This window comes from Paraburkholderia sp. EG304 (assembly GCF_046543485.1).
Lineage (GTDB): Bacteria > Pseudomonadota > Gammaproteobacteria > Burkholderiales > Burkholderiaceae > Paraburkholderia > Paraburkholderia youngii.
The window spans coordinates 134,388-154,604 of record NZ_JBKGUA010000013.1; the positions used below are offsets into that span (position 1 = coordinate 134,388).

General features: G+C 65.4%; 18 protein-coding genes. 9 read left to right on the forward strand and 9 right to left on the reverse strand.

The genetic code is table 11. The annotated features are described in order from the left end of the window. Positions 1 to 67 precede the first annotated feature (67 nt). Positions 68 to 811 carry a response regulator gene (locus tag ACLFKU_RS17925; RefSeq protein ID WP_410849945.1) on the forward strand — a complete coding sequence of 248 codons (744 nt, stop codon included), beginning with the start codon at positions 68 to 70 and terminating at the stop codon, positions 809 to 811. A 38-nt stretch (positions 812 to 849) separates the two neighbouring features. Here the strand turns inward: ACLFKU_RS17925 and ACLFKU_RS17930 are convergent, their stop codons facing one another. After that, positions 850 to 2,745, reverse strand: coding sequence for an ATP-binding protein (locus tag ACLFKU_RS17930; RefSeq protein ID WP_410849946.1), 1,896 nt, complete (start codon positions 2,743 to 2,745; stop codon positions 850 to 852). A 236-nt stretch (positions 2,746 to 2,981) separates the two neighbouring features. After that, positions 2,982 to 3,140 (reverse strand): hypothetical protein, encoded by a 159-nt coding sequence (locus tag ACLFKU_RS17935; RefSeq protein WP_410849947.1) that lies wholly within the window; start codon positions 3,138 to 3,140, stop codon positions 2,982 to 2,984. On the opposite strand from ACLFKU_RS17935, the gene ACLFKU_RS17940 reads away from it, so the two are divergent. Beyond that, positions 3,139 to 3,930, forward strand: a complete 792-nt coding sequence (locus tag ACLFKU_RS17940; protein WP_410849948.1) for a hypothetical protein — start codon at positions 3,139 to 3,141, stop codon at positions 3,928 to 3,930. The genes ACLFKU_RS17935 and ACLFKU_RS17940 overlap by 2 nt on opposite strands. Positions 3,931 to 4,196: 266 nt before the next feature. After that, the gene (locus ACLFKU_RS17945) at positions 4,197 to 7,613 is read left to right on the forward strand and encodes an alpha/beta fold hydrolase (RefSeq protein ID WP_410849949.1); all 3,417 of its coding nucleotides are present in this window, start codon (positions 4,197 to 4,199) and stop codon (positions 7,611 to 7,613) included. A 58-nt stretch (positions 7,614 to 7,671) separates the two neighbouring features. On the opposite strand, the gene ACLFKU_RS17950 is transcribed toward ACLFKU_RS17945, so the two are convergent. Together ACLFKU_RS17950 and ACLFKU_RS17955 are read right to left on the reverse strand one after the other, a co-directional pair. After that, the gene (locus ACLFKU_RS17950) at positions 7,672 to 9,108 is read right to left on the reverse strand and encodes an FAD-binding oxidoreductase (protein ID WP_410849950.1); all 1,437 of its coding nucleotides are present in this window, start codon (positions 9,106 to 9,108) and stop codon (positions 7,672 to 7,674) included. Positions 9,109 to 9,119: 11 nt separating this feature from the next. Then, on the reverse strand, positions 9,120 to 10,094 hold the full coding sequence (locus ACLFKU_RS17955) for an isopenicillin N synthase family dioxygenase (protein WP_368585300.1): 975 nt from the start codon (positions 10,092 to 10,094) through the stop codon (positions 9,120 to 9,122). A 239-nt stretch (positions 10,095 to 10,333) separates the two neighbouring features. Between ACLFKU_RS17955 and ACLFKU_RS17960 the strand changes: the two genes are divergently transcribed. The 5 genes from ACLFKU_RS17960 to hutC (ACLFKU_RS17980) are packed head-to-tail and all read left to right on the forward strand — an operon-like array spanning position 10,334 to position 14,280. After that, complete coding sequence (locus ACLFKU_RS17960) at positions 10,334 to 11,161, forward strand: transporter substrate-binding domain-containing protein (protein WP_176105688.1); 828 nt, start codon at positions 10,334 to 10,336, stop codon at positions 11,159 to 11,161. A 55-nt stretch (positions 11,162 to 11,216) separates the two neighbouring features. After that, positions 11,217 to 11,867: an amino acid ABC transporter permease gene (locus ACLFKU_RS17965; RefSeq protein ID WP_368585299.1), complete on the forward strand. Its 651-nt coding sequence runs from the start codon at positions 11,217 to 11,219 to the stop codon at positions 11,865 to 11,867. A 28-nt stretch (positions 11,868 to 11,895) separates the two neighbouring features. Then, positions 11,896 to 12,558: an amino acid ABC transporter permease gene (locus ACLFKU_RS17970; protein WP_410849951.1), complete on the forward strand. Its 663-nt coding sequence runs from the start codon at positions 11,896 to 11,898 to the stop codon at positions 12,556 to 12,558. Positions 12,559 to 12,571: 13 nt separating this feature from the next. Next, positions 12,572 to 13,471, forward strand: coding sequence for an amino acid ABC transporter ATP-binding protein (locus ACLFKU_RS17975; protein ID WP_410849952.1), 900 nt, complete (start codon positions 12,572 to 12,574; stop codon positions 13,469 to 13,471). Then, the gene (gene hutC / locus ACLFKU_RS17980) at positions 13,468 to 14,280 is read left to right on the forward strand and encodes a histidine utilization repressor (RefSeq protein ID WP_368585296.1); all 813 of its coding nucleotides are present in this window, start codon (positions 13,468 to 13,470) and stop codon (positions 14,278 to 14,280) included. The genes ACLFKU_RS17975 and hutC (ACLFKU_RS17980) overlap by 4 nt, the downstream gene beginning before the upstream one ends. A 20-nt stretch (positions 14,281 to 14,300) precedes the next feature. On the opposite strand, the gene hutC (ACLFKU_RS17985) is transcribed toward hutC (ACLFKU_RS17980), so the two are convergent. From hutC (ACLFKU_RS17985) to ACLFKU_RS18000, 4 genes are all read right to left on the reverse strand, one after another. Continuing rightward, a complete protein-coding gene (gene hutC, locus ACLFKU_RS17985) occupies positions 14,301 to 15,080 on the reverse strand; it encodes a histidine utilization repressor (RefSeq protein WP_368585295.1) in 780 nt (259 codons plus the stop codon). Positions 15,081 to 15,192: 112 nt separating this feature from the next. Then, positions 15,193 to 15,873, reverse strand: coding sequence for a methyltransferase family protein (locus ACLFKU_RS17990; RefSeq protein WP_368585294.1), 681 nt, complete (start codon positions 15,871 to 15,873; stop codon positions 15,193 to 15,195). 23 nt (positions 15,874 to 15,896) lie between these two features. Next, a complete protein-coding gene (locus ACLFKU_RS17995) occupies positions 15,897 to 16,733 on the reverse strand; it encodes an arylamine N-acetyltransferase family protein (RefSeq protein ID WP_410849953.1) in 837 nt (278 codons plus the stop codon). 88 nt (positions 16,734 to 16,821) lie between these two features. Then, positions 16,822 to 17,499 (reverse strand): hypothetical protein, encoded by a 678-nt coding sequence (locus ACLFKU_RS18000; RefSeq protein ID WP_410849954.1) that lies wholly within the window; start codon positions 17,497 to 17,499, stop codon positions 16,822 to 16,824. Between the two features lie 236 nt (positions 17,500 to 17,735). Here ACLFKU_RS18000 and ACLFKU_RS18005 point away from each other — a divergent pair, with 236 nt between their 5' ends. Then, complete coding sequence (locus ACLFKU_RS18005; protein WP_410849955.1) at positions 17,736 to 19,259, forward strand: carbohydrate porin; 1,524 nt, start codon at positions 17,736 to 17,738, stop codon at positions 19,257 to 19,259. A gap of 68 nt (positions 19,260 to 19,327) precedes the next feature. Here ACLFKU_RS18005 and ACLFKU_RS18010 read toward each other — a convergent pair whose 3' ends face one another. Continuing rightward, a complete protein-coding gene (locus ACLFKU_RS18010) occupies positions 19,328 to 20,185 on the reverse strand; it encodes a LysR family transcriptional regulator (RefSeq protein WP_176368242.1) in 858 nt (285 codons plus the stop codon). Positions 20,186 to 20,217 lie beyond the last annotated feature (32 nt).

The following is a 20,217-nucleotide window of genomic DNA, read 5'->3' on the forward strand; positions in this document are numbered from 1 at the left end:
AGCCCGCCAGGGCGGAATGTGCATCGGCGGCAGCCCTCAACGGACTGGCTCGACTCGCGGAGACATCATGAAGTTTCTTGTAGCCGACGACCATGAACTGATCCGGCAAGGCGTCAAAGGCATGCTGCTCGGCTTCGATCCCGACGCCCAGTTCGACGAAGCCGACAGCTGGGAAACCCTTGCGACCGCCGCGCGCCCCGACGCCAATCACGATCTGGCGATCGTCGATCTGCATATGCCGGGCATGAGCGGCGCGACGTCGCTCGAATCGCTGCTGAAGGCGAATCCGGCGCTGCCGGTGGTGGTGCTGTCCGCGGAGGAATCGCCCGACGAGATGCGCGCGGTGCTCGCGGCCGGCGCGCTCGGTTTCGTGCCGAAGCGCCAGCCCGCCAGCGTGATGCTGAAGGCCATCGAACTGGTGCTTTCCGGCGGCGCTTATGTGCCGATGGAAGCGCTGAGTCTGCTCGGCACGCGCGAAACCCAGGCGGCCGGCTGCGCGGGGGCCGAAGCGGATGCATCGGCAGGCGTGCCGCCTCCGAGCGTCGCCGCGCAGACCGAACCGCTCAGGCCGGCGCCGTCGCTGAAGCCGCACCAGCAGCATCTGCTGGAGAACCTGTCACCGCGTCAGCAGGACATCATGCGGCTCGTGCATCGCGGCTGGACCAACAAGATGATCGCGCGCGATCTCGGCGTCGCCGAGGGGACCGTGAAGGTGCATCTGTCGGTAATTTTTCGCGCGCTCGGCGTGCATAACCGCTCGACGGCGATCGCGGTAATCAATGGATGGCTGGAGGCGGGGAAAACGCTATAGCGCTGCGCCGCAGCGTCAACCATCTCTGCTTCCCGTTGCTAAGGCTGCGTTTCGCTTTGCGCCCCGGAGCCCGCTTCGGTTTGCGGCGAGCCGCCCCCTGCCGGCGACTGCGCTGAACCAACCTCTCCCGACGCGTCTCCCAACACGACTGCGCCCGCCGGCCGCCCCTTGTCGAGTTCGGCCTGTTGCCACAGCATTTCCAGCGTGCGCCGCAGCCGCGCCGGCGTGACCGGCTTGTGCAGCACTGGAATCCCCTGCAACGCGAGCGCCGCCAGCTCCGCCGACGCCATATCGCCGGTGATCAGCAGCGTAACCACATTGCCGTGCCCCTCGCGCGCGAGCGCGCCGCGCATCGCGCTGAGCGCCTGCGCGCCGGTGCGGTGATTGGCGAGCTGGTAGTCGCACAGCACCGCGTCGGGCACGAAGCCGTCCGCGAGCGCGGCGAGCGCACCGGCTTCGTCGCGCGCGCCGCGCACCTCGCAGCCCCAGCGCTCGAGCAGGCTCGCGAGGCCCTCTAGTATCGACGGCTCGTCGTCGATGCACAGCACACGCCGCCCCAGCGAAGCCGGGCCGCCCGCGACCGGATCGTTCAGACTCGCGACGATGCCGCTCGCGTCGCCCGCCTGCACCGCGAAGCGGAACACCGAGCCGCGCCCGGGCGCCGAGCGCAGCTGCAACTCGCCGCCGAGCAGGCCGACGAGCCGCCTGACGGTCGGCAGGCCAAGCCCGTGCCCCTGACGCGCGTCGCGCTGCGGATTCTCGACCTGGTAAAACTCCTCGAAAATACGCCCGTGCTCCTCCGGCGCGATGCCGACGCCCGAATCGCGCACCTCGATATAGCCGCCCTTTTGTCGCCCCGCGCGCCGGAAGCCGAGCCAGATCGCGCCTTGCTCGGTATAACGCACCGCGTTCGACAGCAGATTGCTCAACACCCGTTCGAGCAGCACAGGATCGTCGTAGACGACCATCGAAGTCGGCGCTATGCGCAGCGCGAGCCCCTTCGCCGCGGCCTGCGGACGATATTGGCTGCCGACCCGCTCGAACAGCTCGGAGAGCCGGAAGTGCAACCGGATCACCTGGGTCACGCCGCTTTCGAGCCGGGCGAGATCGAGCACCTGGTTGAACAGCTGATTGAGCGCCTCGACGTTATAGACGATGTGCCCGGCCGTCTTCGCGTGCTGCGCGGGCGTCGCCGCAGGGTCGTTCAGCGACGCCGCGAGCAGGCCGATCGCATGCAGCGGCTGGCGCAGATCGTGGCTTGCGGCCGCGAAAAAGCGCGTCTTCGCGAGGCTCGCTTCTTCGGCGACGCGCTTTTGCGCGGCCAGCGATTCCGCGAGGTACTGCTGATCGACACGCGCCTGCACGACCTGGCGAAACAGCTTGCGATAGCTCATCGCGTAGACGTTGATCGCGCAGAAGAAGAACGCGAGCACGATCGCAAGAATCGTGCGATCGAACGTATGCGAACCGAAATGCAGCACGATCGATGGCAGCAGCAGAAACGGAATCGACGTCGAAAAATTGAGGAGATCGAACCCATTCGACATGAACACGCCGGCCGCGAGCGTCACCAGCAGCACGGTATGCAATAGCGGCAGATCGGTTTGCGGACTCTGGAACGCGAACCACACCGCGAAGCCCGGCCCGCTGTACAGGAGCACGCCACGCAGCGCGTGCAAATAAATCCAGTCGCGCGGCGACACCAACTGCGGATAGCGACGATTGCAGATCCACAGCGCGAGGCCCGCGCAATTGGCGAGCGCATAAAAAACGAAACACGCGATAAACAACGGCGGCGCCGGCACATGCGGCCAGTAGATGGCCACCAGCACCGCGATCGAAAACCAGTGCGAAAAGAACGCGATCGGGTCCTGCGCGTAGAGCACGCGCACGAGGTCTTCGTCGATGGCACGCTGGATCGGGTCGGCCCGCATCGGGCGGTCTCCTCTGTCGGCGTTAGCGCGATAGCGCCTGATCCGATCCCGCGCAGCTTGATCGCGGGGGCATGGCAACTTCGTTGAGACGAAGCACTGGCCAGGCGGCGGTGCTCCGGGAAACCCGCGGGTCGGAACCGGGCGACCAGACGCGCCGCCCGAGCGGTTCATTCTACGGCGAATGCGCACGCTTCTGACGAATCGTCAGCATTCCGTCAGAAGGTTTACCCGGCGGTTTACCCATCGGCTAACACTTCTTCCATATAGGCGAAGGCCTTGCCGCGAACCATACTGCATTCACGTTTCAGCGCGGCATTACAGGCAACTTCCCTCGCTTCGCGGCCCACGCGCCGCGGCTCACCGCGCTCCCTGTCAACCGTGACGGAGGTTTCCATGGGCGCAGTCCCGAGCTACGAGTTCGCCCGCCAACTCGACGACGCGATCCTGCCCGACCTGTGGCGCAGACGCACCCGCCTCTCCGCGGACGAAATGGTGTCGATGGTCGAACTGGTCAAGCGCGCGTTGCGGACCTATCACCCGCTCGAATTGCAGGCGCTCGGCGAGGACAAGGAAGAACTGGTCGCGCAGTTCATCTACGCGAAGGTGTTGCGCCTCGCGCCCGGCCACACCGAAACGAACGCCTGCGCCGACAGCGCGCCGTCCAACAGCTACGCGGTGTGCGCGTATTTCCGCCGCTATCTGATCGACTGCCTGCGCAGCGCGTGCCATCAGCGCAACGTGTCGATGGAGACCGAGGGCGTCGCGCAGGAAATCGATCTGCACGCGCACGCGCTCGAAGACCCGGTGGAAAGCGTGCTGCTGCAATACGGCCTCGACGAACAAAGCGTGCGGCGCGCGGCGCGCGAGTTCATCGAAGGGCTCGACGAACCCGAGCGGATCGTGCTGGCCGGCAGTCTCGGCTGGTGCTCGGAAAGCAAAGGCGGGCTTTCGGCGGTCGCGGCGCAGCATCGGGTGCCCTCTTATCACTATCGCGCCGTCAAACTCGGCGTCACGATGAAAAAGACGGCCGGCGCCGCGGAATTTTCCAACACCAAGATCGGCCGCTGGCTCACCGACGCGCTCGGCATCGAGATCGACGTCGACAATCGCGCGGCGATTCTGGTTGCGCTGAATCTGCTCGCGGCGGAATCGAGCGATAGCGAATGCAATGAAGTGGCCGCGTAACAATTCGGAGAACCAACAGGCCACATAAGAAGCGAAGTAAGAGCGCATGCCCGTACGGGCGGGTACACCCGGCAACGGCCGGCGGGCATGCCGCTCTGAACGTCGCACGCTACGACTTCGGCGCGCCCCTCCATGGCGCGCTTTTTTTGCATCCGCTTTTTTTGCAGCGATATTCCGCCTACGATAAAAAAGCTGCCGCAGCACGCCGTCTTTGTTCCGAAGCCGCGCTTCCTTTCCCGCATCCGATTCCAGACGAGGTGGTCCTGATGAACCGCTTATCGAGCGCGCCGACGGCGCTGCAACGGCATTACGAGGTGGTGGTGATTGGCTCGGGCTACGGCGGCGCGATCGCCGCGAGCCGCATGGCGCGCGCGGGCCGTCGCGTGTGCGTGCTCGAGCGCGGCCGCGAATTCATGGCCGGCGAGTATCCGCGCACGCCCGTGCAGGGCGTCGAGAATATCCAGTACAACACCGCCGAGGCGCAGATCGGTTCACCGCTCGCGCTGCTCGAAGTGCACGTGAACGAGGACGTCAACGCGGTGGTGGGCTGCGGGCTCGGCGGCACCTCGCTGATCAATGCGAACGTCGCGCTCGAGGCCGATCCGCGCCTGTGGGACGACCCGCGCTGGCCGGCCGCGCTGCGCGCCGACAAAGCCGGACGCGACGACGGCTATGCGCTCGCCCGGACAATGCTGTCGCCGTCGCCGGTGCCGGACGACTTTCCGCCGCTGCCGAAGCTGCAGGCGCTCGAAAAATCGGCGCAGGCGCTCGGCATGGCCGACCGCTTCAGCCGTCCGCCGATCACGGTCACCTTCAGGAGCGGCCCGAACGCGGCGGGCGTCGAGCAGCAGCGCTGCGTCGGTTGCGGCGATTGCAACTCCGGTTGCAACTACGACGCGAAGAACTCGACTCACATGAACTATCTGCCCGACGCGGTCGCCCACGGCGCGCAGATTTTCACCGGCACGGCCGTGCATTCGGTGCTGCGCGATCCCGACACGCAGCAATGGAAGGTCAACTTCCAGCTCGTGAAGCTCGGCCGCGAAAGCTACGACGCGCCCGATCTGTTCGTGCTGGCCGATATCGTCATCGTCGCGGCGGGCACGATCGGCTCGACCGCGCTGCTGCTGCGCTCGCGCGACGCAGGCCTGAGCACGTCGGACATGCTCGGCCAGCACTTCACCGGCAACGGCGACGTGCTCGCCTTCGCGTACAACACGAAGGACCCGATCAACGGCGTCGGCTGGGGCGAGCACAAGCCCGGGCAGATTCCGCCTGTCGGGCCGACCATCACCGGCCTGATCGACAATCGCGCCGCCGAGAAAAACGTCAGGGATGGCTTTGTGATCGAGGAAGGCTCGCTGGCCGGCGCGGTCGGCGAAGCGCTCGTCGGCATGCTCGGCGCGGTCGCGCCGCTCGAAGGCGTGGATGCGGCGGGCGCCCCGTCGCTGCTCGAGCGCGCGGCCTACGACGCGCGCGCGATCGAGAGCCTGATCCGCGGCCCGTACCACGGTGCGCTCAATCACACGCAAAGCTACCTCGTGATGGCGCACGACGACGAAAGCGGCCGCATCAAGCTCGGTGATAAAGGCCGTGCGCGCATCGAATGGAAAAAGGCGGGTCGCCAGCCGATCTTCCAGACCGTCGAGGACGTGCTGATCGACGCGACCAGGCCCCTCGGCGGCAAATATCTGCGCAACCCGATTTCGACGAAGATCGCCGGCCGGCACACCGTGACCGTGCATCCGCTCGGCGGCTGCGGCATGGGCGAGGACGCCGCGCATGGCGTGGTCGATCATCTGGGCCGCGTGTTCAGCGGCACGGACGGCGCCGCGGTGCATGACGGCCTCTACGTGATGGACGGCGCGGTGATGCCGATGTCGCTCGGCGTCAATCCGCTTCTGACCATCTCCGCGCTCGCCGAACGCAATTGCGCGCTGCTGGCCAAAGCGCACGACTGGTCGATCGATTACGCGTCGAAGGGCACCGCCGCCGCGCCGCCCGCCCAGAAGATCGGCCTGCGCTTCACCGAGACGATGGTCGGCACCTACACGCCCAAGGTGGCGGGCGAAGCCGCCAAAAGCCCGATCGAATTCACGCTGACGGTCGAGTCCGACGATCTCGCCGACATGCTGAGCAACCCGAATCACCTCGCGCGCACCGCCGGCACGCTGAGCTGCCCCGCCCTCTCCGCGCAACCGCTGACGATCAGCGACGGCACGTTCAACCTGTTCGTCGTCGACGAGTCCGACGTCGACGAGCGCAACATGAACTACCGGATGACGCTCGACGCGGCCGAAGGCAACACCTGGTATCTGACCGGCAAGAAGATCATCACGCGCACGTCGCCGATCAACCTGTGGGAGCAGACCAACACGCTGTATGCGGAGATACGCGCGTCGGATAGGGACGATGCGCCCGCCGTCGGCACCGCCACGCTGATCATCACGCCGGAAAACTTCCTGAAGCAGCAGCGCACGCTCGAAGTCACGCACGCGCCCGACCTGAAGACGCGCCTCGAATGGACGCTGAAGTTCGGCAAATTCTTCGCGGGCGTGCTGTTCACCGAATACGGTGGCGTGGCCGCGCCGCTGCAGTTCTACGATCCCTACACGCCGCCGCGCGCCAAGCGCACGCTGCGCGCGCCGGCGCCGCAGGTCACCTACTTCGATACACCGGACCGTACGCGGCTCAAGCTCACACGCTACTTCGATCCTGCCGCGGACAAAGAGTCGAAGCCGATCCTGCTGATCCACGGCTCGGGCGTCTCGAGCCGCATCTTCTCGACCGATCTGATCTCGACCAACCTCGTCGAATATCTGTACGCGTCGGGCTACGACGTATGGCTCGTCGATCTGCGCGTCAGCATCGAACTGCCGAGCGTGCTCGTGCCGGCCAACGTCGACATGGTCGCGCGCGAGGATATTCCCGCCGCGGTCGCGAAGATTCGCGAGGTGACCGGCGCGCCGAACATCCAGGTACTCGGCCACTGCCTGGGCGGACTCGCGCTCAGCATGTCGCTGCTATATGGACTCGAAGGCGTGCGCTCGGCGGTGATCTCGCAGGTGTCCGTACATCCGGTGCCGGGCACGCTGCAACGGATCAAGGCCGGCTTGCATATTCCCGACCTGATGCAGCATCTGCGCATCCGCGACCTCACTGCCTATACGCAGGAAGACTCGTGGCCCGCGAACCTGTTCGACGAAGCGCTGCGTCTCTATCCGGTCGATCACGACGAGGGCTGCGGCAATCCGATCTGTCATCGCGCGACGTTCCTGTATGGCCTGCTCTATGAGCACGACAAGCTTAACGAGACGCTGCATGCGAACCTGCAGGAACTGTTCGGCATTCACGACATGGCCGTCTTCCAGCATCTGGCCACGATGGTGCGCGCGGGCCATGTCGTCGATGCGCGCGGCGACGACGTCTATCTGAGCGGCGCAAACGGCATGAAAGGACTCGAGGGGATGCGTCTGCCGATCGGCTTCATTCACGGCGAGAAGAACGAAACGTATCTGCCGGTCAGCACCGCGCACACTTACGACCTGCTGCGCGGGCGCTTCCCCGAGCAGCCGTACGAGCGGCATCTGATTCCGGGCTATGGGCATATCGACTGCATCTTCGGCAAGAACGCGGCGGTCGATGTCTATCCGCTGATCGTCAGCTATCTGAACGCGCACTGACGGCGCGGCATCGCCGATGCGCCACGCGTGATCCGCGCGTGGCGGGTGCTCGTCGCTATCAGAACAGCTTGCCCGGATTCAGAATGCCGTGCGGATCGAGCGCATGCTTGATCGCGACCATCGCGGCGAGCTCGGCTGGCGAGCGTGAAATCGGCAGGAACTCGCGCTTGAGCGAACCGATGCCATGCTCGGCCGACACCGACCCGCGCAACGGCCCCAGCATCTCGTAGACGAACGCATAGACCGCGTGATGATCGACGCCGGGGATCGAATGGCCATCGACGGTCAGATGCAGATTCGAGTCGCCGATATGCCCGAAGAAATACGCTTGGTTGCCGGGCCAGCGCTGATCGAGCGCCGCGCGGCAACCGTCGACGAACGTGCCGATCTCGCCGATCGGCAGACTCACGTCGAAGTTGATCGGATCGAGCTTGAGCGGAAACTCCGCGGTGCACTCGCGGATCGCCCATAGCGCGCGCGCATCGGCAACCGATTGCGCGATCACCGCGTCGCGCAGCGCGCCCGCCTGTAGCGCGTCGGTTAGCGCTTGCGCAAAACGTTCGCCAGCGTCGTCGGCATCGAAACCCGCGTGCTCGATCAATGCATAGAGCGGATGTGCGGCGTCGAACGGCGAGCGCGCGCCGGTCAGCTTCACGCCGAAATCATAGAAGTCCGGCCACATGATCTCGAACGCGCCGATGTCGTTGCCGAAGCGCGTCGCGAGACGGCGCAGCAGGCTCACCGCGGCATCGTAGTCGTTCAACGCGACGCGCGCCGTATGACGCGCCGCGCGTCGCGGATGCAGCCGCAACACCGCGCGGGTGATCACGCCGAGCGTGCCCTCCGAACCGATGAACCAGTGCTTCAGGTCATAGCCGGTGTTGTTCTTGACCATCTTGCCGAGCGAACTGAGCACGTCGCCATTCGCGAGCACCACTTCGAGACCGAGCACCTGATCGCGCGCGGTGCCGGACTGGATCACGCGATTGCCGCCCGCGTTGGTCGCCAGATTGCCGCCGATCTGGCATGAGCCGCGCGCGCCGAGATCGAGCGCGAGTTCGAAGCCCGCTTGCTCGGCGGCTTCCTGTGCGGCCTGCAACGTGGTGCCGGCACGCACGGTCAAGGTAGCCGACGCCGCGTCGAGTTCTTCGACGCCGCTCAAACGTTCCAGCGACAACGCGACATCGTTGGCGCGCGCGATCGCGCCGCCCGCGAGTCCAGTCATGCCGCCTTGTGGCACCACCGGCTGATGCGCGGCGTGGCAGATCGCAAGTGCGCGCGATACCTCGTCGGTCGTGCGCGGCAGCAGCAGCGCCGCCGGACGCGTCGGCTCGTGGCGCGTCCAGTCGGTCATCGCGTGTTCGCCGATCTGTTCGCCGACGCGCACCGCGTCGGCGCCGAGCGCGGCGCGCAACGCTTCGAGTGTCGACGCGAGCGGCGCGGTCGCGCTTGCGATCGGGGTCTTCTTCTCTTCGGTGATGCTCTGCTCTGTCATGCAGGATTTCCTTACTGTGCCGTAGCGGCGAGTTTCTTGCGATAGCCCATCGAATCGTTGATGCGGCCGAGGATATAGTCGCCCGCGGCGACCGGCTGATATTTGCTTTGTGCGTCGCTCGCGCCGAGCTCACGGGGATCGACGAGCGCGCCATAGGTCGGATCGTAGAACGTCGCGATCGAATAGCGCTCGCGCCCCGATGCATTGATCACGCGATGCAGCGTCGAGCGAAAGCGATCGTTGGTCCAGCGTGCGAGCAGATCGCCGACGTTCACGACGAAGCTGCCTTCGACGGGCGGCGCCTCGACCCACGTATCGTTGGCGATTTCGCGCACCTGCAGGCCGCCGACCTGATCCTGCCACAGCAAGGTGATGCAGCCGTAGTCGGTATGCGGCGCGACGCCGAACTGATCTTCATCCGATTGCGGCGGCTGTGGCGGGTAGTAGACCATTTGCGTGCGCTGCATGCGCTTCGTGTAGCGCGGCACGAAGAAATTTTCTTCGATGCCGAGACTCACCGCGACCGCGCGCAGCAGATCGGCGCCGCACGCGCCGACCGCCTCGTAATAGTCATACAGCACCGGCCGCAACCCGGGCATGAAATCCGGCCAGTTGTTCGGCCCGCGTAATGCCTGCCCCGCCAGCACGTCGGGATCGTCTTCCGGCAGTTCGAGGCCGATGCTGAAGAACTCCTTGTAGTCGGGGCGCTTGGCCTGGTACATCGTCGCGTCGCCGAGCGCATTGAAACCGCGATGCCGATGATTGACCGCCGCGCGTCGTTTCGTGTCGACCGGAAACTCGAAGAAGGTGCGCGCGGCTTGCGCGGCGGCATCGATCGTCGCTTGCGGCACACCATGGTTGACGATGTAGAAAAAACCGATCGTCGTACACGCTTCATGAATTTCCTTCGCGACGCGTCGCAGCGCCTGCTGATCGCCCGCGCGCACGCCGGCGACATCGATGATCGGAATGCGGGTCGCGGGCATCGCGCTGCTCCTTCGAGGGATCGGTATTGCAGTGGTATATACCGCCAAAAGCAGTGCTGCAAGTTGCTTCGCGCGCCTCAATATCAGGGCTTTTCTCTACTCGCGCGAGCATTTATTTTTCGCCGGAAACGCAGTATATACTGCCCAGCAGGGCCCGCACCTGGCGTCGGCGCGGCGGGTCCACAACGAAGACTTCGACACGCCGGCCACCCAACACCAATTCGCCCCCGGAGAACCCCATGCGTATCCTTGCAGGCTGGAAATGTGGTCTGGTCGTGCTGGCGCTGTGCGCGGCAAGCGTCGCAGCGCACGCCGAAGACCAGCTCGCCAAAGTGAAGAAAGCCGGCGAACTGGTGGTCGGCACCGAAATGCAGTTCGCGCCGTTCGACTTCCTCGAGAACGGTCAGCAGGCCGGCTTCAACAAAGACCTGTTCGCGGAGATCGGCAAGGAAATCGGCGTCAAGGTGCGCTTCATCGATCTGCCGTGGCCGAGCGTGCTGCCCGGTCTCGAAGCGGGCAAGTTCGATATGGTCGGCGGCCCGTTGACGGTCACGAAGGCGCGCATGGAACGCTACACGTACACGCTGCCCGTCGCCGATGCGACCGACGCGCTGCTCAAGCGCGCGAACGATGCGTCGATCAAGCAATCGGCGGATAGCGCGGGCAAAACGATCGGCGCGGGCAAGGGCTCCGCGCAGCTCGATCAGCTGAAGAGCTACGCGGCCACGCTGCCGAAGCCGCCGGAAATCCGCGAGTACGTCGACAACAATCAGGCTTACGCGGACCTCGCGGCAGGCCGCATCGCCGCGGTCGCGAACTCGATGACCAACATCGCGTATGTCGCCAAGCAGCGCCCCGAGATGTTCGCGGTCGTGCAGCCACCGTTCGGCGCGAAGGTGTACTTCGCATACGCATTGCGTAAGGACGCCGACAGCAAGCCGCTCGCCGACGCGTTCAATGCCGCGCTCGTGAAGATGCAGAAGGACGGCCGCCTCGCCGCGTTGCAGAAGAAGTGGTTCGGTGTCGCGATGGAGATGCCTTCCACGATGCCCACGCCGAACTACTGAGCGTCCTTAGCGTGGGCGCCACGCATCGCCCTTCCAGTTCCACCGGCCGCGATCCATGTTCAACACGACCGTCTTCGTTCAGGGCCTGCCGCTGCTGCTGCACGCGGCGCTCGCTACCGTCGGCATTTCGCTGACGGGGCTCGTGATCGGCTTCTTCGTCGGCATCGGCGTATGCACCGCGCGGCTGTCGCAGCATCGCGCCGCGCGGCTCGCGGGCGGCGCCTATGTGTTCTTCTTTCGCGGCGTGCCGATGCTCGTGCAGTTGCTGCTCGTGTACTACCTATTGCCGTTCGCCGGCATCAACGTGTCGCCGATCGTCGCTGCGATCAGCGCGGTGTCGTTGTGCTCGGCCTCGTATATTGCCGAGATTCTGCGCGGCGGCTTTCTGAGCATTCCGCCCGGACATCTCGAAGCCGCGCGCATGCTAGGGCTCTCCCGGCTCGATACGCTACGGCGCATTCTGGTGCCGCAAGCATTCCGTTTGACGCTGCCGTCGCTCGTCAACGAAATGGTGCTGCTGATCAAGGCTTCTTCGCTGATCTCGGTGGTCGGCGTCGCCGAGTTGACGCGCACCGCGCAGAACATCGCCGCGAGCACTTACCGGCCGCTCGAAGCGTATGTCGCGGCCGGGCTCATCTACTTCGTGATCTGCGGTTCACTCGCGCTCGTCGCGCATGCGGCCGAGCACCGTTTGCAGCACACCTGAATCGACTCACGTTTAAGCCAACCTCGCCATGCAAACGTTCGATCCGACCGTCATCACGCACAACCTGCAGCCGATCGCCGCCGGCCTCGCGACGACGCTCGGCAGCTGGGCCGCGGGCGTCGCGATCGGTCTCGTGATCGGCTTCCTGATCGCGGTGCTGCAACTGTTCTGCGGACGCTGGCTGCGCGCCGCGCTGCGCGTCTATATCGAACTGCTGCGCGGCACGCCGTTTCTGGTGCAGCTGTTTCTGCTGTACTACGGCGGCCCGTCGATCGGCCTCACGCTCGAACCGATGACGGCCGGCATCGTCGGCCTGGGTCTTTACGGCAGTGCGTATTTCGCCGAGGCGTTCCGTTCCGGCTTCCAGTCGGTGCCCAAAGGCCATCTCGAAGCGGCGTCGTGTCTCGGCCTCACGCGCTGGCAGGCGATCGTACGCATCCAGGCGCCGCAAATGCTGGTGCTGATCGTGCCCGCGCTGACCAATCTGATCATCGTGCTGAGCAAGGAAACGGCCGTGCTGTCGATCGTCACCGTCCCCGAACTGACGTTCGTGCTGACCGGCATCGGCTCGGCCACTTTCGCTTTCGTCGAAACGCTGCTGGTGCTGTGCGTGTGCTATCTCGCGCTGGTCGAGCTGATCTCGCGCGCGGGCATGTGGGCCGAAGCCCGCCTCGCACGCTTCATGGCATGATTCCGGGACCCCTATGAACGCCATCGCCGACATGCACTCCCCCGCGCAATCTTCCGCGCAATCTTCCGCGCCGTCCGCCAGCGCAACGGCGAACGCATCGAATGCCGCGCCGCTGATCGAAGTGCGCGATCTGCGCAAACGCTTCGGCGATGTCGAGGTGCTGCGCGGCATCGATCTCGAGATCGCGCGCTCGGAAGTGGTCTGCATCATCGGGCCGTCGGGCTCGGGCAAGAGCACGCTGCTGCGCTGCCTCGCCGCGCTCGAAACCTACGATCACGGCGACGTGCGCATCGAAGGCGAACTGCTCGGCTATACCGAGCGCAACGGCAAACGCGTGCGCGCGTCGCATGGCGAGATCAACCGCGTGCGCCGCAACGTCGGCATGGTGTTCCAGCAGTTCAACCTGTGGCCGCACATGAGCGCGCTCGGCAACGTGATGGAAGCGCTGCTGCGCGTGCGGCACCTGTCGAACGACGAAGCGCGCCGCCGCGCGAACGCGATGCTCGAGACGGTCGGCCTCGCGCACAAGGGCGATGCGTATCCGGCGAAGCTGTCGGGCGGTCAGCAGCAGCGCGTCGCGATTGCGCGCGCGCTCGCGATGGAGCCGCACATCATGCTGTTCGACGAACCGACTTCGGCGCTCGATCCGGAGCTCGTCGGCGAAGTGCTGCAGGTGATGAAGCAGCTCGCGCGCGACGGCATGACGATGGCGGTGGTCACGCACGAAATGGGCTTCGCCGCACAGGTCGCCGACAAGGTCATGTTCATCGACGAGGGCCGCATTGCCGTGCAGGGCAAGCCGCGCGACGTGTTTCACGGTGCCGCGCAGCCGCGTCTGCGGCAGTTTCTGCAAAACTATTTCGACCGCAATGCGTTCTGGACGCGCGGCCCCGACGACAGCCAGCCGCTATGAGCACCACCGCTCGCAACAAACCTCACGGCAAATTCTCAGCCAGCGCGGCCCGCGCCGCGGCCAGAACCGCGCGCGGCAGTGAGGAGGCGCCCGCTGCGCGCTACGAGCAGGTCAAGCAGCACATCCGCCAGATCATCGTCTCGGGCGAACGCCAGGCGGGCGATCGTCTGCCTTCTGAACTCGATCTCGTCGGGACGCTCGGCGTATCGCGGATGACGGTCAACCGCGCGTTGCGCGAGCTCGCCGACGCGGGGCTCGTCACGCGCGTATCGGGCGTCGGTACTTTCGTCGCGCCGAACAAGCCGCAATCCACGCTATTGATGATCGCCCATATCGGCGACGAGATCCGCTCGCGCGGCCACGCATATCGTTGCGACATGGTGCTATTGCAGCGCGAGACCGCGTCGGTCACGGTGTCGAACGCATTGGGACTGGCGCCGGGCGCTTCGGTGTTTCATGTGATCTGCGTGCATCGCGAGAACGGCCTGCCGGTGCAGCTCGAAGATCGCTATGTGAATCCGGCCGTCGCACCGGATTTTCTGCAGCACGATTTTTCGGCGCTGAAGCCGTCCGAGTATCTGCTGACGGCCGTGCCGATGCACGATCTCGAACACGTGGTGGACGCCGCGCTGCCGACGCCCGCCGAAGCCGAGCTGCTCGAAATTCACGCGGAGGAACCGTGCCTGACGCTGACGCGCCGCACGTGGACGAGCGGCGTCGCGGTGACGTTCGCGCGTTTCGTGCACCCGGGTTCGCGCTACCGGCTCGGCTGCCGCTTTTCGCCGAATACGTCGCAGCGCCAGGGATGAAGCGCGCTTCGGAAACCGGGCTACACGGTCCCCGCCAGATGAAACCGCGACGCCGGATGCCATAGCCGCACCGATGTCGCGACGTTTTCGCCGACCCACGTGCGCCGCCACAGCAGCAGACACGGCTCGCCGATATCCATCATCAGATGACGCCGCACATAGGCGTCTGGCTTCTGCGCATAGATGCGGAACTCGGCGCGCTGCACCGGCGCGAGCCGCACCATGTAGTGATTCGGCGTTTCGACCGAGAAGTCCTGCTGCAGATACTCGGGGAACACCTTCGGATTGACGTAACGGTCCTCGTACTGGATCGGCTCGCCCTCCTCGCTGTGCACGATGCACGAATGAAACGCGGGACCGCTCGCGAGACCGAGCGCTTCGAGCGCATCGGCGTCGTCGCTCGGTTCGAGCGTGAGCACGCGCGCCGAATGACGATGACCGCGTGCGGCGATTTCATCGGCGATATTGCGGATCTCCAGCACCGTCGATTCATACCGCTGCGGCGCGACGAAGGTGCCCGAGCCTTGCACGCGCGTGAGCACGCGCTCGGCGGTCAGCTCGCGCAGCGCGCGCGACACCGTCATGCGCGCGACGCCGAACTCCTTGACCAGCTCCGTTTCGGAAGGAATCAGTCCGCCCGGCTTCCATGCGCCCTCGCTGATGCGCTTGAGCACGTAGCGTTTGATCTGCTCGTAGGCGGGCATCGCCTTGACCGGCGTGTCGCGGTTGCGATCGGCGGCGTCCTGGTTCTGCTCGGTCTGTGCGGCGGGCGCGATGCGCGCCTGTGTAGTTGTTTTCACTCCAAACCTCGTCGGTGGTTCGCCGGTGTTACATCAGGTACACCGTGGCCGGTTCTCCGGCGGCCGGGAGCCATCTTACCCGCTTCGACGGCGGCGAGACCACCCGGACGCGCTACCAGATGAACGGCACTAAACGGTAACGCACGCGTTGCAGGTACGCCGTATAGCCGTCGAGCTGCTCGGTGAGCAGCCGCTCCTCGCGCACCGCGCGCCAGCCCATGCCGTACGCCATCACGGGCAGCGCCACGAGCCCCCACCAGGAGCCGAGCATCAGCGGCGTGCCGATGAAGAACACCAGCGCGGCCGCGTACATCGGATGACGGACGTACGCGTAGGGTCCGGTATCGGCGACCTTGTGCCCGCGGCTCGCCTGAACCTTGACCACCGGCGCGGCGTAGCTGTTCGCGCGAAACACGAAGCGGCACATGAAGATGCACAGGAACACGCATAGCGCGCCGAAGCCCATCAGCCACAAAGGCAGCGGCGCGGACCAGCGAAACCGCATCGCGTCGAAGCCCATCAGGATCAGCCAGCCGCACCACGCGGCTCCGATCGCGACCATGAACACGCGATCCCAGCGGCTCTGCTGCGCCTGCACGAGCGGCGCGAGCCGCTCCGCGAGCAGCGCGGGATCATGGCGCGCGAGCCACGAGCCGAGCCACAGGCTCAACACCGCGAGCTCCAGCAGATACCACCACGCGGCCGGCCACGCGAGCGTGCCGGCCGCGCCGAACAGCAGCACGCCCATGAACGCCAGCCAGGCCAGCGATTGCAGGATCATACGTGCGACCATCGCGGCTCCTTCATCGGCTCGGCTTATGCGGCCGCATCACGCGTGCGCACGCGCTCGAACACGGCGGCGATATCGATGTCCTCCAGGTTCAAGCCGAAGCGCTCGCGCAGGCAGTCGGCGAGTTCGGCGGCACTCGCGAGGCGCCGTTCGCTAACGATCTGCCCTTGCGCGTCACGCTCGTTCAACTGATCGTTGAATAGCGCGAGGCGCAGTTCGGGTAGCACGCGGCACGCCAGCAGGTTATTCACGAACTTCGAATCGGGCGACGTCGACGTGTACCAGTTCGAGAGTTCATAGTCGACCCACTCGACCGCGCGCAGATCGACGTGATAGACGCGCGACCAGGTCTCGTCAGGCGCCAGCACCTCGAGATACACGGTGTCGTGCCCCGCGTCGGCGAGACGGAACGTGCCGAGCGGAATTGGTTGCGCAAGGCCGGCGGTCAGGCGCAGCGGCGCGGTCAACGTCACGCCGCCGAAGCCGACGTCGGCGATCCATTCGTCGCCGTCGATCTCGACACGCAGCACCATGTGCGTGCGCGGCGAGATCGTGCCGGGCTCGCGGCCCCATACGACGCGCGCAAGCATCGGCGTGACCTTGAAGCCGAGTTGCATCAGCACGTTCGCGAGCAGAATGTTCTGCTCGAAGCAGTAGCCACCGCGCTTTTGGGTCACGAGCTTGCGTTCGATCGCTTCGAGCTCGAGCCTGACCGGCTGGCGTGTCAGCGGGTTCAGGTTCTCGAACGGAATCGCGGCGGGATGGAGCCGGTGAATCGCCCGCAGCACGTCGAGCGTGGCGGCGCGCGGGCCCTGATAGCCGATGCGGGCGAAGTAGTTTTCCAGATTGACGGCGTGGGACATCGGCGGAATTCCAGTTGAGTTGCGGGTTCGACGCGATCATAGCGGCTTTCGGCGCTGAATCGACCGCGCCGGGCGAAGCGAAACGCGCCTACATTCCCTTCAACGCCGACGTCGCGATCGACGGCACCGTAATGCCGTGGCTCGACGCGAACTGCACGGCCGAGCTCAGCGTCGACATCAGCGACTGCAACTGCCCCGGCGCCGACTGCGCGATATACGAAGCGCTTTGCGCGGTCTGCGGATTGAGGCCCGATTGCAGCAGCGACGACGGACTCATCTGACCCAGGCTGCCAAGCCCCGACTGCAAGCTCGCATACTGGCTCACTCCCTTGCCGAGCGACGACAGCCCCTGGGTGAACGCTTCCTTGTTGACCGGCGTCGCCGAGGCTCCGCCACTTGCATGATTTGCAAACGCATCGGTGAGCTTCTGCGACAGCGACTGCTGCGTGCTGCCGACCTGCGTCAACTGGCTGACCGACGGCGTGCCGCCGGTGAGGAGCCCCGCCGCCTGCTGCGCCTGGCCGGCCGCACTCGTCATGCCCATCGCCGACGCGAGGCTCGATTGCCCGCTCAGCACCTGCTGGTTCGCGCCCACATAGCTCTGCAGCAGCTGCGACACACCGCCCGACGCCGCCCCGGCACCCGCCGAGCTGTCACCGCCCCCGCCGATACCGAACTGCTTCAGATTCAACTGCGCGTGCGGGGCGCCGCCCAGCAACAGACCGCCACTCGCCAGCAACGAAACCAGAAGAATGCGCTTGCTCATTTCGACTCCTTACATTGACTTTCAGGGTTACTTCGAGCGCTTCGACAACTTGCCCTTTGTCGCGTTCGGTATGGCTACGTCAATTCGGTTTCGTTACGTTTTCGTTAACACCGGATGACGCGCCAGCGAGATTGATGCGAATCGTTCTCATTTGTTTGACTCTCGCAAGTCGCCTGCGTACGATCAGGCCATTACCTGCTTCGGCATCGGACGAAACAACACCAATAAGGATCTCGATGAAGTTCGCCCAACTTAAGGGACTGCGCGCCGGCGCGCGTCCGGTTTGCGACCCTTCAGCACGTACCGCTGCAATTCATCGTACGCTTTTGCCTTCTATGCGGCGCGTTGCACTGTGTACGGTCTTCGCGTCTGCCTCGTTGACCGGCCACGCGGCGCTGGCCGAAGCCAATCCCGATGCGAACCCGGAAGCGCCCGAAGCCGACGTGAACACTGAGGCGACGCAGACCAAAGAGTCGACCGGCTTCTGGGATCGTCAGCAAATGCTCGGCGACATGGGCGGCCTGCGTCCGTGGCTTGGCAAGTACGGCATGACCTTCACTCTGACCGAGACCAGCGAAGTGCTGGCCAATCTGCGCGGCGGTCTCGCGCGCGGCGCCGACTACGATGGCCTCACCACCGCCACGTTGCAGATGGATACGCAAAAGGCGTTCGGCCTGCAAGGCGGCCTCTTCAACGTCAGCGCGCTGCAGATTCACGGCGCCAACCTGAGCGCGAACAAGCTCGGCACGTTGAATACCGCGAGCGGCATCGAGGCCGACAACGCGACGCGTCTGTGGGAGCTCTGGTATCAGCAGTCGTTCCTGAACAAACGCGTCGACGTGAAGATCGGTCAGCAGAGTCTCGACCAGGAATTCATCACCAGCGCGTATGCGGCGCTGTTCCTCAACACGATGTTCGGCTGGCCCGCGCTGCCCTCATACGATCTGCCGTCGGGCGGTCCCGCCTATCCGCTCGCGGGTCTCGGCGTGCGCGTGCGCGGCCAGATCACCCCATCGTTGACCGCGCTGGCCGGTGTGTATTCGGGGGACCCGCTCGGCAACAACCCGAACAACATGAGCGGCACGAACTTCAACCTGCATAACGGCGCGTTGTGGATCGGCGAGCTGCAGTACGCGATCAACCAGCCGTCCGAAGGCGAAAGGGGCGGCACCGGCGGTGGCGGTCTACCAGGCACTTACAAGCTCGGCGTCTGGTACAACACCAACAAATTCGCCGATCAGCGTTTCGACAATATGGGACTGTCGCTCGCGAATCCTGCGTCGACCGGCATCGCCGCGAATCACAGCGGCAACTACAGCTTCTATGCGGTCGCCGACCAGATGGTGTGGCGCCCCGACCCCGACGAACCACGCAGCCTCGGCCTGTTCGCGCGCGTGATGGGCGCGCCGGGCGATCGCAATCTCGTGCAGGTCGCGGCCAACCTCGGCGTCGTGCTGAAGGCGCCGTTCAAGGGCCGTGACAACGACAGCGCCGGCCTCGCGCTGACCTACATCAAGGTCGGCGGTCACGTGAACGGACTCGACAGGGACTTCCTCGCATTCAACGGCAGCCCGTACGGCGTGCGCACCAGCGAAACCACGCTCGAGGCGACCTACCAATACCAGATCAATCCGTGGTGGCAGGTGCAGGCCGACGCGCAATACACGTTCAACGCCGGCGCGGGCCAGAACCCGAACGACCCGACGCAGCCGCTGCGCAATACGTTCGTCGTCGGCGTGCGGACCAATATCAACTTTTGATGCCGCCCGCCGCGTGCTGAGCGGATCGTCGTCCTTGGTGATGAAGTTGCCGACCGCGTCACGCTCGGCTACCGCAACGACAGATCCTGCACCATCTGCTGCGCCAGATAATCGCAGGTCGGCCGATCCGATTTCGCGCTGCGCGCGACCACGATTTCGAGCGGCGCGATTTTCGGCAGGCCTTGCGCGTCGCCGAGAATCGCGAGCCGCGGCGGCACGCTGCAACGCGTGAGCGCGATCACCGACAAACCGGCATCCACGGTCGCGACGAGTCCCATCAGGCTCGCGCTGCTGAATGCCGCGCGGTAGCGGATGCGCGCGCCATCCAGTGCGGCGAGCGTATGCTGGCGCGCGACGCAGCCTGGCTCGTACAACCCCACCGGCAACGGCGACGCCTTCAACACCGGCGTATCGACCGACGCTCCCACCCACACCATCGGCTCGCTGCGCACGAATTCGCCGCGCAGCTTGCGGTCGCGCGTGACGAATGCGAGGTCGATCTTGTTGTCGGCGAGCATCGGCGCAAGCGCCGTGCTTTGCGCGCAGACGATCTCTATCTCGACACGCGGGTACAGCGTCGCAAATCGCCGCAACACCGGAGACAGCAGCGACGACACGTAGTCGTCCGGCGCGCCGAGCACCACCCGCCCGGTCACCTCGGGCCGCACGATCGCCGACCACGCCTCCTCCTGCAACGCGAGCGCGCGCCGCGCGTATTCGAGCAGCGTATTGCCGGGCCGCGTCAGCGACAGATTGCGCGTGTTGCGCGCGAACAGCGTCGTGCCGAGCATTGTTTCGAGCCGCTTGATCTGCATGCTCACCGCCGCCTGCGAGCGATGCACGCTCGCCGCCGCCTTCGTGAAGCTGCCCGCCTCCACGACCGCGACGAAGCTGCGCAACAGATCGACGTCGAATTCAGGGTTCACGATTTATCAACTGAGCTTATGGAATTGCTCAA